Source organism: Streptomyces sp. NPDC001889, assembly GCF_053594535.1.
On sequence record NZ_JBSFER010000001.1, the window covers coordinates 83,349 to 96,912 of the forward strand.

The 13,564-nt window shown below is 71.9% G+C and carries 13 protein-coding genes; all 13 read left to right on the plus strand.

Going from position 1 to position 13,564, the window contains the following annotated elements; translation table 11 throughout:
- Window positions 1–4: 4 nt before the first annotated feature.
- The 13 genes from ACWCRA_RS00315 (at window position 5) to ACWCRA_RS00375 (ending at window position 13,490) form a co-directional block, all read left to right on the plus strand.
- On the plus strand, window positions 5–1,639 hold the full coding sequence (locus tag ACWCRA_RS00315; protein ID WP_351545665.1) for an acyl-CoA dehydrogenase family protein: 1,635 nt from the start codon (window positions 5–7) through the stop codon (window positions 1,637–1,639).
- A 316-nt stretch (window positions 1,640–1,955) separates the two neighbouring features.
- Window positions 1,956–3,203: a GAF domain-containing protein gene (locus ACWCRA_RS00320; RefSeq protein ID WP_351545668.1), complete on the plus strand. Its 1,248-nt coding sequence runs from the start codon at window positions 1,956–1,958 to the stop codon at window positions 3,201–3,203.
- A 5-nt stretch (window positions 3,204–3,208) separates the two neighbouring features.
- On the plus strand, window positions 3,209–3,784 hold the full coding sequence (locus tag ACWCRA_RS00325) for a GNAT family N-acetyltransferase (protein WP_351545671.1): 576 nt from the start codon (window positions 3,209–3,211) through the stop codon (window positions 3,782–3,784).
- A 427-nt stretch (window positions 3,785–4,211) separates the two neighbouring features.
- Complete coding sequence (locus tag ACWCRA_RS00330) at window positions 4,212–5,909, plus strand: nitrite/sulfite reductase (RefSeq protein WP_351545674.1); 1,698 nt, start codon at window positions 4,212–4,214, stop codon at window positions 5,907–5,909.
- The gene (locus ACWCRA_RS00335; protein ID WP_351545677.1) at window positions 5,906–6,085 is read left to right on the plus strand and encodes a hypothetical protein; all 180 of its coding nucleotides are present in this window, start codon (window positions 5,906–5,908) and stop codon (window positions 6,083–6,085) included. The genes ACWCRA_RS00330 and ACWCRA_RS00335 overlap by 4 nt, the downstream gene beginning before the upstream one ends.
- Entirely contained in the window at window positions 6,082–6,780 is a 699-nt protein-coding gene (locus ACWCRA_RS00340; RefSeq protein WP_351545680.1) for a phosphoadenylyl-sulfate reductase, read from the plus strand. Before ACWCRA_RS00335 ends, ACWCRA_RS00340 begins: the two co-directional genes overlap by 4 nt.
- On the plus strand, window positions 6,762–7,355 hold the full coding sequence (gene cysC, locus ACWCRA_RS00345; RefSeq protein ID WP_351545683.1) for an adenylyl-sulfate kinase: 594 nt from the start codon (window positions 6,762–6,764) through the stop codon (window positions 7,353–7,355). The genes ACWCRA_RS00340 and cysC overlap by 19 nt, the downstream gene beginning before the upstream one ends.
- Window positions 7,356–7,375: 20 nt before the next feature.
- Window positions 7,376–8,299, plus strand: a complete 924-nt coding sequence (cysD, locus tag ACWCRA_RS00350) for a sulfate adenylyltransferase subunit CysD (protein ID WP_451066609.1) — start codon at window positions 7,376–7,378, stop codon at window positions 8,297–8,299.
- 2 nt (window positions 8,300–8,301) lie between these two features.
- Window positions 8,302–9,636 carry a sulfate adenylyltransferase subunit 1 gene (locus tag ACWCRA_RS00355; RefSeq protein WP_351545689.1) on the plus strand — a complete coding sequence of 445 codons (1,335 nt, stop codon included), beginning with the start codon at window positions 8,302–8,304 and terminating at the stop codon, window positions 9,634–9,636.
- A gap of 207 nt (window positions 9,637–9,843) precedes the next feature.
- Window positions 9,844–10,950, plus strand: a complete 1,107-nt coding sequence (locus tag ACWCRA_RS00360; RefSeq protein ID WP_351545692.1) for an ABC transporter substrate-binding protein — start codon at window positions 9,844–9,846, stop codon at window positions 10,948–10,950.
- Window positions 10,951–10,984: 34 nt separating this feature from the next.
- Complete coding sequence (locus ACWCRA_RS00365; protein WP_351545694.1) at window positions 10,985–11,773, plus strand: ABC transporter ATP-binding protein; 789 nt, start codon at window positions 10,985–10,987, stop codon at window positions 11,771–11,773.
- Entirely contained in the window at window positions 11,760–12,665 is a 906-nt protein-coding gene (locus tag ACWCRA_RS00370; protein WP_451066411.1) for an ABC transporter permease, read from the plus strand. Before ACWCRA_RS00365 ends, ACWCRA_RS00370 begins: the two co-directional genes overlap by 14 nt.
- Window positions 12,666–12,725: 60 nt before the next feature.
- The gene (locus ACWCRA_RS00375; RefSeq protein WP_451066412.1) at window positions 12,726–13,490 is read left to right on the plus strand and encodes a sirohydrochlorin chelatase; all 765 of its coding nucleotides are present in this window, start codon (window positions 12,726–12,728) and stop codon (window positions 13,488–13,490) included.
- Window positions 13,491–13,564: the final 74 nt, after the last annotated feature.

Genomic DNA, 13,564 nt, shown 5'->3' on the forward strand with positions numbered 1-13,564 from the left:
CGGCATGGCAGCTAGCACCCACACAGTGACCAACCAGGCTCCGCCGCTGGTCGGGTACGACGTCTACACCGCGGACCGGGTCCTGACCGAAGCCGTGGAGCGGCATGTTCCGCCGGAGCTGACGAAGGTGGTGCACGGCGAGCTGGCGGAGCTGGGCCGTGCCGCCGGTTCGGCCGAGGCACAGCGCTGGGGCGCCGAGGCCAATGAGAACCCGCCGCGGCTGCGCACCCACGACCGGTACGGCGTCCGGATCGACGAGGTGGACTTCCACCCGTCCTGGCACCGGCTGCTCGGCCACGCCGTGGGGGCGGGGCTGACCGACGCCTGGGGCCGGCCGTCCGGGCACGTCCGGCGCGCCGCCGGCTTCCTGGTGTGGACCCAGGCGGAGGCCGGGCACGGCTGCCCGCTGTCGATGACCCACGCCGCCGTGCCCGCGCTGCGCACCGACCCGGGGCTGGCGGCGGCCTGGGAGCCCCGGCTGACCTCCCACGGCTACGGGGGCGAGCTGCTGGAGCCCGCGTCGAAGCCGGGGAATCTGCTCGGGATGGGGATGACGGAGAAGCAGGGCGGCAGCGACGTCCGGACGAACACCACCGGCGCCCGGCCACTGGACGCCGCCGGGGAGTACGTGCTGACCGGCCACAAGTGGTTCTGCTCGGCACCCATGTCGGACGGCTTCCTGGTGCTCGCCCGCGCGCCCGGCGGGCTGACCTGCTTCCTGGTGCCCCGGGTGCTGGAGGACGGAACCCGGAACGTCTTCCGCATCCAGCGGCTCAAGGACAAGCTGGGCAACCGCTCCAACGCCTCGGCCGAGGTCGAGTTCGACGGCACCTGGGCGCGCCGGGTCGGGGAGGAGGGCCGCGGGGTGCGCACCATCATCGACATGGTGGCGGCGACCCGGCTGGACTGTGTGATCGGGTCCGCCGCGCTGATGCGGCAGGCGGTGGCGCAGGCCGTCCACCACAGCGCCCACCGGGAGGCGTTCGGCGGGCCGCTCCTCGACAAGCCGCTGATGCGCAATGTGCTGGCCGATCTGGCGCTGGAGTCGGAGGCGGCGACCGTGCTGGGGCTGCGGCTGGCCGCCGCGTACGACGCGGACACGGAGGACGAGCGGGCGTTTCTGCGTCTCGCGGTGCCGGCCGCGAAGTACTGGGTGACCAAGCGGTGTACGCCGCTGGTGGGCGAGGCGCTCGAATGCCTGGGCGGCAACGGCTACGTGGAGGAGTCGGGGATGCCCCGGCTGCTGCGGGAGGCGCCGCTCAATTCGATCTGGGAGGGATCGGGCAATGTGCAGGCGCTGGACGTGCTGCGGGCCCTCCAGCGCGAGCCGCGGGCGCTGAACGCGTTTCTGACCGAGGTCGGGGCGGCGCGCGGGGCGGATCACCGGCTGGACGGGGCGATCAGGGAGCTGCTGACCGAGCTGGCCGATCTCAGCGGACTGGAGGCGCGGGCGCGCCGGCTGGTGGAACGGATGGCGCTGGTGCTCCAGGGGTCGCTGCTGGTGCGCTGGGCGCCGCCGGAGGTGGCGGACGCGTTCTGCGGTTCGCGGCTGGGCGGGGACTGGGGCACGGCCTTCGGGACGCTGCCGCACACCCTGGCGCTGGGGGCGGTGGTGGAGCGGGCGCGGGCGGTGGGGTGAGCCGCCGGCGCGGGGCCCGGGCGGAGACGGAGCCGTCCCGAGTCGCCGGGTGACGCGCCGGACAGAACGGAACCGAAAAGGAGGAAACGGGCGTCACGTGGGGCAGGACCGCCCCGAGCGGCCCGGCGGCCGGGCGTGGTGTGATGGCTGCCCGTCGTAGATGATCATGCTCGGGGTGGTGCTGCGCCGACACGGCACCACCCCTCGCGCTGTTCACTTTCGGACACCGCGAACCGATTCGCGAGGGTTGCAGAGGGTTGCAGCCGTGTCGGTGCGGTACCGCACCACCCGTACCACCGCGCAGGAGGACCCCCGCGTGCAGACCAGACCGATCGACCTGGCCACCCTCGCCGCCATGGACACGGCGGAGTCCACCGGACTGCTCAAGAAGGTGCGGGAGGCGACGCTCGGCGGGCGCAGACCCCCGGTGGGGCCACGGGCCGAGATCGGGGAGTCCTGGCAGCGGCTGGTGCGGCTCGGGGTCGATCCCGAGCGGGAGCGCCCGGCGGCGCCGCTCCCCCTCGACGAGGTCGAGCGGCGCCGCTCCGGCTCACCGCTGGGCGAGGTGCTCCGGGTGCCGAGGGACGGCCTGGTGTCGATCGCCGAGGCCGCGCAGCACGTGGTGGTCGTCGCCGACAGCGAGGGGCGGCTGCTGTGGCGCGAGGGGAAGGCGGCGGTGCTGCGCAGGGCCGACGCGCACGGGTTCGTCCTGGGGGCCGATCTCACCGAGGAGTCCATCGGCACCAACGCGGTGGGCACCCCGCTGGTCACCGGGCGCCCGCTGCATGTGCACGCGGCCGAGCACTTCCTCTCCGCGCACCACAGCTGGACCTGTTCGGGCGCGCCGGTGACCGACCCCCGGGACGGCCGGCTGATCGGGGTGATCAATGTCAGCGGCGCGCTCTCCACCCTCCATCCGGCCACCCTCGCCCTGGTCACGTCGGTGGCCCGGCTCACCGAGGCGGAGCTGCGGAGGCAGCACTTCCGCGCGCTGGAGCGGCTGCGCTGCGTGGCGGGGCCGCTGCTGGCCCGGCTGACCGGGCGGGCGCTGGTGGTGGACGCCGACGGATGGCCGGCGGCGGTGATCGGGATGCCGCCGCCGGAGCGGCTGCCGCTGCCGAAGTCGCCCCCGGGCGGGCCGCTGTGGCTGCCGTCGCTGGGGATGTGCGTGGTGGAGCCGGTGCCGGGCGGCTGGCTGGTACGGGTGGTGGAGGAGGGGCGGCCCGCGGGGTCCGGCGCCCGGGTGGTGCTGGATCTGAGCCGCCCGCGGCTCGCGTCGGTGACGGTCCGCGGCGAGGCGGGGAGCTGGACCCAGGAGCTGAGTCCGCGCCACGCCCAGCTGCTCGGCGCGCTGGCGCGGCACCCGGAGGGGCGGAGCGCGGCCGAGCTGGCCCGGGATCTGTTCGCCGATCCGACCCGCACGGTCACGGTGCGCGCGGAGATGTCCCGGCTGCGGCGGCACCTGGCGCAGGTGCTGGCCAGCCGCCCGTACCGGTTCGCGGACGGGGTGGAGGTGGAAGTGATCCCCCGGCTGTGGCCCGGGCGGCCCGGCGTGCTTCCCTGACCTGTATGAACATCGCCGTGACCACGTGGTCCCTGGAGCAGACCTCCCCCGCCGAGCTGCGGCCCTCAGCCGCGGCCCCCGGGGATGTACGGATCGTCCGGGCCGAGGTGCCCTCGCCCGAGTTCAGCCGGTTCCTCTACACGGCGGTCGGCGGGGACGTCCAGTGGTCGGACCGGCTGGCGCTGACGCATCCGGAGTGGGAGGAGGTGCTCGGCAGGCCGGGCACCGAGACCTGGGTGGCGTACGAGAAGGGGACTCCGGCGGGGTACGCGGAGCTCCAGGCGCAGGACGGCGGCTCGGTGGAGATCGTCTACTTCGGGCTGATCGCGGCGTTCCGGGGCCGGCGGATCGGGGGCCATCTGCTGTCGTACGCGGTGGCCAGGGCCTGGGATCTGGCGGAGCGCTGGCCGGAAATCGCCCCGACCGAGCGGGTCTGGCTGCACACCTGCTCCAAGGACGGGCCGCACGCGATGGACAACTATCTGCGGCGCGGCTTCCGCCTCTTCGACACCACGGTGGCGGACGAGCCGGACACCCCCACGCCCGGCCCCTGGCCTGGTGCGCACCCCGCCGCCTCCTGAGCGCCGGGCCGGCCGCGCTCCGGGCAACCGGAACGCGGCCGGCTAGTGACCGACCACACAGTGTCTCGCGATACGGGACATCTCTGTCCACCATGCGGATAATGGTGGACTGTCGTCCGATCGCCATGACACGCTTCCGTCATGTCTGAAGCTGGAATTGCCTTGGTGAGTCGGCGGCACGTCGATCTCGGCCGCATGTGCAGTGCCATCTGTCCCGCCTGCTGACAGCTCAGCGCAGTCGGGCCTCTTCCCGATGTCTCCCTGAACTCCCGGCGTTCCCCGCAGCCTGCCCCGCTTCGCAGTCTTAGCCGTCTCCCGTCTGAGCCGCCTCGACGATCACCGAAATCGCCACCCTGCGCACCGTCGCGCCTCCCCGCGAGTGTGCAGCTCAGAGCCGCCCTCCTGCAGCATCGAAGGACATATCGCCATGCCCGCCACCCCGGAAAAGCCCGCCCCCGCCGCGCCCCGCCGCCGAGCTGGACGCCACCGCGGCGAGGGCCAGTGGGCCGTTGGCCACATGACGCCCCTCAATGCCAATGAGCAGACCAAGAAGGACGACGACGGTCTCAATGTGCGGACACGCATTGAGACGATCTACTCCCGCCAGGGATTCGACTCCATCGACGGCGCCGATCTGCGCGGACGGATGCGCTGGTGGGGTCTCTACACCCAGCGCAAGCCCGGGATCGACGGCGGCAAGACCGCGATCCTCGACCCGGAGGAGCTGGACGACAAGTACTTCATGCTCCGGGTCCGCATCGACGGCGGCCGGCTGACCACCGCTCAGCTGCGGGTCATCGGCGAGATCTCCCAGGAGTTCGCGCGCGGCACCGCCGACATCACCGACCGGCAGAACGTGCAGTACCACTGGATTCGCATCGAGGACGTCCCGGAGATCTGGCGCCGGCTGGAGGCGGTGGGCCTCTCCACCACCGAGGCCTGCGGCGACACCCCCCGGGTGATCCTCGGCTCCCCCGTCGCCGGGATCGCCGAAGACGAGATCATCGACGGCACCCCCGCGATCGACGAGATCTACCGCCGGATCGTGGGCAACAAGGACTTCTCCAACCTGCCGCGCAAGTTCAAGTCCGCGATCTCCGGCTCCCCGCTGCTCGATGTGGCGCACGAGATCAACGACATCGCGTTCGTCGGCGTCAACCACCCCGAACTGGGCCCCGGTTTCGATGTCTGGGTCGGCGGCGGGCTCTCCACCAACCCCAAGATCGGTGTGCGTCTGGGCACCTGGGTGTCGCTGGACGAGGTCCCCGATGTCTACCAGGGCGTCATCTCGATCTTCCGCGACTACGGCTACCGCCGGCTGCGCAACCGCGCCCGGCTGAAGTTCCTCGTCGCCGACTGGGGCCCGGAGAAGTTCCGCCAGATCCTGGAGGAGCAGTATCTGCTGCGGAAGCTGGCCGACGGGCCCGCGCCCGACCAGCCCGTACAGCAGTGGCGTGACCATGTCGGCGTCCACCGGCAGCGGGACGGACGGTTCTACGTCGGGTTCGCGCCGAGGGTCGGGCGGGTCGACGGCACCATCCTCACCAAGATCGCCGCGCTGGCCGAGGCGCACGGCTCGGGCCGGGTGCGCACCACCGCCGAACAGAAGATGATCGTCCTGGACATCGCGGAGGACCAGGTCGACTCCGTGGTGGCCGGTCTGGAGGCGCTGGACCTGCGGGTCAAGCCCTCCCCCTTCCGGCGCGGCACCATGGCCTGCACCGGGATCGAGTTCTGCAAGCTGGCCATCGTCGAGACCAAGGCGCGCGGCGCCTCGCTCATCGACGAACTGGAGCGCCGGCTGCCCGAGTTCGACCAGCCGATCACCATCAACCTCAACGGCTGCCCCAACGCCTGCGCCCGTATCCAGGTGGCGGACATCGGTCTCAAGGGGCAGCTGGTCCTGGACGACGACGGCAACCAGGTCGAGGGCTACCAGGTCCACCTGGGCGGCGCGCTCGGGCTGGAGGCCGGATTCGGCCGGAAGGTCCGCGGGCTCAAGGTCTCGGCCGACGAACTCCCCGACTACGTCGAGCGGGTGGTGCGCCGCTTCCAGGAGCAGCGCGAGGACGGCGAGCGCTTCGCCGCCTGGGCGGCCCGCGCCTCCGAGGAGGCCCTCTCATGAGCGAGCGGGCGGCCCCCTTCTACTGCCCCTACTGCTCGGACGAGGACCTGCGCCCCAGCGAGCAGGGCCACGGCGCGTGGGAATGCGCGGGGTGCAACCGCGCCTTCCAGCTGAAGTACCTCGGGCTGCTGGCCCGTGGATTTCAGCGCAACGACGGTGGAGGCGACGGGATATGACGGCACTTCGGACCAGTGATCTGCGAGGGCTCGCCGAGCGGGCCGGGCGGGAGCTGGAGGAGGCGGACGCGCTCACGGTGCTCACCTGGGCGGCGGAAACGTTTGGCCCCCGGTTCTGTGTCACCTCCTCCATGGAGGACGCGGTGGTGGCGCATCTCGCGTCCCGCGCCTTCCCCGGCGTCGATGTCGTCTTCCTCGACACCGGTTACCACTTCCCCGAGACCATCGGCACCCGGGACGCGGTCGAGGCGGTGATGGACGTCTCGCTGATCACGCTCACGCCCCGGCAGAGCGTGGCCGAGCAGGACGCCCAGTACGGGCCCCGGCTGCACGACCGCGACCCGGACCTGTGCTGCTCCCTGCGGAAGGTCAAGCCGCTGGAGGAGGGGCTCGCCGGGTACGACGCCTGGGCGACCGGGCTGCGCCGCGACGAGTCCCCGACCCGGGCCGGCACCCCTGTCGTCGGCTGGGACGAGCGGCGCCAGAAGGTCAAGGTCGCGCCCATCGCCCGCTGGACCCAGGAGGACGTGGACGGCTACGCGGCCGAGCACGGCGTGCTCACCAACCCGCTTCTGATGGACGGCTACGCCTCCGTGGGATGCGCGCCCTGCACCCGCCGGGTGCTGGAGGGCGAGGACGCGCGCGCCGGCCGCTGGGCCGGCCGGGGCAAGACGGAATGCGGGCTGCACGGATGACCGATCAGGACCCGAAGACCACCCAGGGGCAGGAGAAAGACGTGACTGGGGCCACCATCTGGCTCACCGGGCTGCCGAGCGCGGGCAAGACCACCATCGCCCTCGCCCTCGCCGAGCGGCTGCGCGCCGAGGGACACCGCACCGAGGTGCTCGACGGCGACGAGATCCGCGAGTTCCTCTCGGCGGGCCTCGGCTTCGGCCGCGCGGACCGGCACACCAACGTCCAGCGCATCGGTTTCGTCGCCGAACTGCTCGCGTCCCACGGCGTCACGGTCCTCGTCCCGGTCATCGCGCCCTACGCCGACAGCCGCGAGGCCGTCCGCAAGCGGCACGCCGCCGAGTCGACGCCCTATCTGGAGGTGTATGTCGCCACCCCGGTGGAGGTGTGCTCGGAGCGGGATGTGAAGGGGCTGTACGCCAAGCAGGCCGCGGGCGAACTCACCGGTCTGACCGGCGTGGACGACCCCTACGAGGCTCCGGCCGCCCCCGATCTGCGGATCGAGTCACAGGATCAGAGTGTCGAGGAGTCGGCGGCGGCTGTGCACGCGCTGCTGGCGGGGAAGGGTCTGCTGTGAGCGACGCGCACGGTACGGCGGTGGTGAGGTCCGGGGCCGGGGACACTCCCTACGCCCTGTCGCATCTGGACGCCCTCGAATCCGAGGCGGTGCACATCTTCCGCGAGGTGGCGGGGGAGTTCGAACGGCCGGTGATCCTCTTCTCCGGCGGCAAGGACTCCATCGTGATGCTGCATCTGGCGCTCAAGGCCTTCGCGCCGGCGCCGGTGCCGTTCTCGCTGCTGCACGTGGACACCGGGCACAACTTCCCCGAGGTCATCGAGTACCGCGACCGCACGGTCGCGCGCCACGGGCTGCGGCTGCATGTGGCGCTGGTGCAGGAGTACATCGACGCCGGGACGCTGCGGGAGCGACCCGACGGGACCCGCAACCCGCTCCAGACGGTGCCGCTGACCGACGCGATCCGGGAGCACCGCTTCGACGCGGTGTTCGGCGGCGGACGGCGGGACGAGGAGAAGGCCCGGGCGAAGGAGCGGGTGTTCTCGCTGCGCGACGAGTTCTCGCAGTGGGACCCGCGCCGGCAGCGCCCGGAGCTGTGGCAGCTCTACAACGGCCGGCACGCCCCCGGCGAGCATGTGCGGGTGTTCCCGCTCTCCAACTGGACCGAGCTGGATGTGTGGCAGTACATCGAGCGGGAGGAGATCGAACTCCCGGAGATCTACTTCGCCCATGAGCGGCCGGTGTTCCAGCGCGCGGGCATGTGGCTGACGGCCGGGGCCTGGGGCGGGCCGAAGGGCTCGGAGGCGGTGCAGACCCGGTTGATCCGGTACCGGACGGTGGGCGACATGTCGTGCACGGGCGCGGTGGACTCCGACGCCACCACCCTGGACGCGGTGATCGCGGAGATCGCCGCCTCCCGGCTCACCGAGCGGGGAGCCACCCGAGCCGACGACAAGATGTCCGAGGCCGCGATGGAAGACCGCAAGCGCGAGGGGTACTTCTAGCCATGACCACCACCACCGAACATCTCTCGGCCACCACCCTGCTGCGGTTCGCGACGGCGGGCTCGGTGGACGACGGCAAGTCGACGCTGGTGGGGCGGCTGCTGCACGACTCCAAGTCGATCCTGACGGATCAGCTGGAGGCCGTGGAGAGCGCCTCGCGCTCCCGGGGCCAGGAGGCGCCGGATCTGGCGCTGCTGACCGACGGGCTGCGGGCCGAGCGGGAGCAGGGCATCACCATCGATGTCGCCTACCGCTACTTCGCCACCGCCCGGCGCCGGTTCATCCTGGCCGACACCCCCGGCCATGTGCAGTACACCCGGAACATGGTCACCGGCGCCTCCACGGCCGAGCTGGCGGTGGTCCTGGTGGACGCCCGCAACGGCGTGGTCGAGCAGACCCGCCGCCACGCGGCCGTCGCCGCCCTGCTGCGGGTGCCGCATGTGGTGCTCGCCGTCAACAAGATGGACCTCGTGGGGTACGCCGAGCCCGTCTTCGCGCGGATCGCCGAGGAGTTCACGACGTACGCCTCCGAACTCGGCGTCCCCGATGTGGCCGCCATCCCGATCTCGGCGCTCGCCGGGGACAATGTCGTGGACCCCTCGGCGCACATGGACTGGTACGGCGGGCCGACCGTCCTCGAACACCTGGAGACGGTCCCGGTCAGCCATGACCTCACCGCCTGCCACGCCCGGCTGCCGGTGCAGTACGTCATCCGTCCGCAGACGGCCGAGCACCCGGACTACCGGGGGTACGCGGGCCAGGTCGCGGCCGGCGCGTTCCGGGTCGGCGAGCAGGTGACCGTCCTGCCGTCGGGGCTCACCTCCAGGGTGAGCGGGATCGATCTGCTCGGCCGGGCGGTGGACATCGCCTGGGCGCCGCAGTCGGTGACGCTCCTCCTGGAGGACGACATCGACGTCTCCCGGGGCGATCTGATCGTGCCGAGCGGTGACACCCCCGCCACCACCCAGGACATCGAGGCGACGGTCTGCCATGTGGCCGACGCGCCGCTGACGGTGGGGCAGCGGGTGCTGCTGAAGCACACCACCCGCACGGTCAAGGCGATCGTCAAGGACATTCCGTCCCGGCTCACCCTCGACGACCTCTCCCAGCACCCGGCGCCGGGGCAGCTCGTCGCCAACGACATCGGCCAGGTGCGCCTGCGCACCGCCGAGCCGCTGGCGCTCGACTCGTACGCCGACTCCCGGCGCACCGGCTCCTTCCTTCTGATCGACCCGGCCGACGGCACCACGCTGGCGGCCGGTATGGCGGGCGACTCGTTCGCGAGCACCGCCAAGGCCGCACCAGCGGCCGACGACGACGCGGAATGGGACTTCTGATGATGACGACCGATGTGTTCGCGACCTTCGCGAAGGAGGGCGGCCGCGTGGGGAGCGGCACCCTCGGCGCGGGCTCCGGGGGTGTCACGCGATGTGCGCGATGACCCGTACCCACCACCCGTACCAGAAGCGAAGACACCGTACTGCCGACTTCCCGGCCACGCCCGATACGCGTGAGAGCCGGGGCCAACGAGGGGACCATCTCCCGTGCCAGCCACCCGCACCACCCTGCGCCGCGGTGTTGCCGCAGCCGCCGCCCTGCCGCTTCTGATCGGAGCACTCGCCTCCTGCGGATACGGCTCCGAAGCCACCGAGGACGAGAAGGCCCCGGCCGCCAAGGGCGAGAAGCTCTCCTCGGACACCGTGAAGCTCGGCTACTTCCCGAACCTCACCCACGCCACCGCCCTCGTCGGTGAGCAGGAGGGCATCCTCCAGAAGGAGCTGGGCGGGACCCAGCTCACCTCCACCACCTTCAACGCCGGCCCCTCCGAGATCGAGGCGCTGAACGCGGGCTCGATCGACATCGGCTTCATCGGCCCCTCGCCCGCCATCAACGGGTTCACCAAGTCCAAGGGCAAGAGTCTGCGGGTCGTCGCCGGCGCCGCCTCCGGCGGAGTGAAGCTGGTGGTCAACCCCGAGAAGATCAAGACGCTGGACGATCTCAAGGGCAGGAAGATCGCCACCCCGCAGGTCGGGAACACCCAGGACGTCGCCTTCCTCAACTGGATAGCCGAGCGGGGCTGGAAGACCGACGCCCAGAGCGGCAAGGGCGATGTCAATATCGTCCGCACCGACAACAAGATCACCCCGGATGCCTACAAGTCGGGCTCCATCGACGGCGCCTGGGTGCCCGAGCCGACCGCGTCGAGGCTGGTGAGCCAGGGCGCCAAGGTGCTCCTGGACGAGTCGACGCTCTGGCCGGACAAGAAGTTCGTCATCACCCACATCATCGTGTCGCAGAAGTTCCTCAAGGAGCACCCGGACGTGGTGGAGGCCGTGGTGCGCGGCTCGGTGAAGACGAACAACTGGATCAACACCAACCCGGAGAAGGCCAAGGCGTCCGCGAACGCCAAGCTGAAGGCGCTCACCGGCAAGGCGCTCCCGGCCGAGATCCTCGACCCGGCGTGGAAGTCCATCCAGTTCACCTCCGACCCGCTGGCGTCCACCCTGCGGACGCAGGCCGGGTACGCGGTGAAGGCCGGGCTGCTCAAGGCGCCCGACCTGAACGGCATCTATGACCTGAGGGGGCTGAACGAGGTCCTCAAGGCCGACGGCAAGCCCGAGGTCTCCGACTCCGGTCTCGGCGTCAAGTAACCCGCGCAGCCACGTTCCCCAGGAGGTGACGACCATGGCCACCCTCACCAAGGACCAGGCCGAGGACCGTACAACGGCCGGGCACGCCGCCCGTATCGAGCATGTCTCGAAGTCCTTCGCGGGTCCCGGGGGGCGGCAGCTCGTCCTGGACGACATCAGTCTCGATGTCGCTCCGGGCGAGTTCGTCACCCTCCTGGGTGCCTCGGGCTGCGGAAAGTCCACCCTGCTCAATCTGGTGGCGGGGCTCGACGCGCCCTCCGCCGGAACCATCACCACCCAGGGCCGTCCCGCGCTGATGTTCCAGGAGCACGCGCTGTTCCCCTGGCTGACGGCGGGCAAGAACATCGAACTCGCGCTGCGGCTGCGCGGGGTGGCCAAGTCGGAGCGGCGGGGCGAGGCCGAGCGGCTGCTCGACCTGGTCCGTCTCGGCGGGGCCCACGGCAAGCGGGTGCACGAGCTGTCCGGCGGTATGCGGCAGCGGGTCGCGCTGGCCAGGGCGCTCGCCCAGGACAGCCAGCTGCTGCTGATGGACGAGCCGTTCGCGGCGCTCGACGCCATCACCCGGGATGTGCTGCACGACGAGCTGACCCGGATCTGGCGGGAGACGCGGCTCTCGGTGCTGTTCGTCACGCACAACGTCCGGGAGGCCGTGCGGCTCGCGGAGCGGGTGGTGCTGCTGTCGTCCCGGCCGGGGCGGATCGCCCGGGAGTGGACGGTCGGCATCGAACAGCCGCGCCGGATCGAGGACGCCGCCGTGGCGGAGCTGTCGGTCGAGATCACTGAAGAACTGCGTGGGGAGATCCGCCGACATGGCCAGCACTGACACCACCACCGGCAAGGCGGGCAAGGCCGGCCGGACCGACGACCTCGCCGGTCTGGAGGCGGGGCTCGACGCGCTGGACGCGGTGCAGTCCCACCGCACCCCGCTGCGTCAGGTGCTGCTCCAGAAGGTGCTGCCGCCGCTGGTGGCGGTCGCGCTGGTGATCGCCGTCTGGCAGATCCTGGTGGAGATCGAGGTCACGGACGAGGGCAGTCTGCCCGCGCCGTCCGCGGTGTGGGACAGCGTGTCCACCCTGTGGGTCCAGGGCACCCTGCTGGAAGTGGTGTGGACCAGCGTCTCGCGCGGTCTGCTCGGCTTTCTGCTGGCGCTCGCCATCGGTACGCCGCTGGGGCTGCTGGTCGCCCGGGTGAAGTTCGTCCGGGCGGCGATCGGGCCGATCCTGTCGGGGCTCCAGTCGCTGCCGTCGGTGGCCTGGGTGCCGCCCGCGGTGATCTGGCTCGGGCTGAACAACCAGATGATGTACGCGGTGATCCTGCTCGGCGCGGTGCCGTCGATCGCCAACGGTCTGGTCTCCGGGGTGGACCAGGTCCCGCCGCTGTTTCTGCGGGCGGGGCGCACCATGGGCGCCACCGGGATGAAGGGGACCTGGCACATCGTGCTGCCGGCCGCGCTGCCCGGCTATGTGGCGGGGCTCAAGCAGGGGTGGGCGTTCTCCTGGCGGTCGCTGATGGCCGCGGAGATCATCGCCTCCTCGCCCGATCTGGGGCTGGGGCTCGGCCAGTTGCTGGAGAACGGACGGAGCAACTCGGACATGCCGGGGGTGTTCATGGCGATCCTGCTGATCCTGCTGGTGGGTATCGCCATCGATCTGCTGCTCTTCAGCCCGCTGGAGCGGGCCGTGCTGAGGGGGCGCGGGCTGCTGGTCAAGAGCTGAGCGCGGGCTGTCGCCCCCGTCACTTCCCTTCCTTCCTCCGACCGGAACAGAGTCCGTGCCATGCGCCCTCCCGTCCTGCTCGTCGTCGCCCACGGCAGCCGTGATCCACGGCACGCGGCCACCGTCCACGCCCTGGTGCGCCGGGCCGGGGAGCTGCGGCCGGGGCTCCGGATGGAGACCGCGTTCCTGGAGTTCGACACACCGTCCGTGCCGGAGGCGCTGGAGCGGCTCGCGGCGGCCGGGGGCGGCCGGGCGGATGTCGTCGCCCTGCCGCTGCTGCTGACCCGGGCCTTCCACGCCAAGTCGGACCTCCCCGGTGTGCTGGGGGAGGCATCGGCGCGGCTGCCGGGGCTGCGGGTCCGGCAGGCCCGGGTGCTGGGCCCCTCGCCGCTGCTGCTCGCCGCGGTGGAGCGGCGGCTGCGGGAGGCCGGGGTCCGGCGGTCCGACCGGGGCTCGACGGGGCTGGTCCTGGCCGCCGCGGGCTCCACAGACCCGGAGGCGATCGCGGCGATCGCAGCCATGGCGCGGGAGCTGAGGCGCACCGGTTGGTGCTCCGTGCGGCCCGCGTTCGCCTCCGCATCCCTGCCGCGGACCGAGGACGCGGTGCGTTCGCTGCGGCAGGACGGCTGTGCCCGGGTGGCGGTGGCGCCGTATGTCATCGCCCCCGGCCGGCTGCCCGACCGGATCGCCGAGGGGGCCCGGGGGGCGGATGTCCTCGCGGGAGTGCTGGGTCCCTCCCCGGAGCTGGCCCGGCTGCTCCTCGAACGCTACGACGCGGCGGCGGCCTGCGCGCCGGCCGCCGCGAGGGTGGGCGTCCTCGCCTGACACCCCCCGGGAGGCGCGGCCGTGTGACAGGGCCGTGGCCGTACGGTGACGGGTGTGGTGCGCACCCCGCGCAC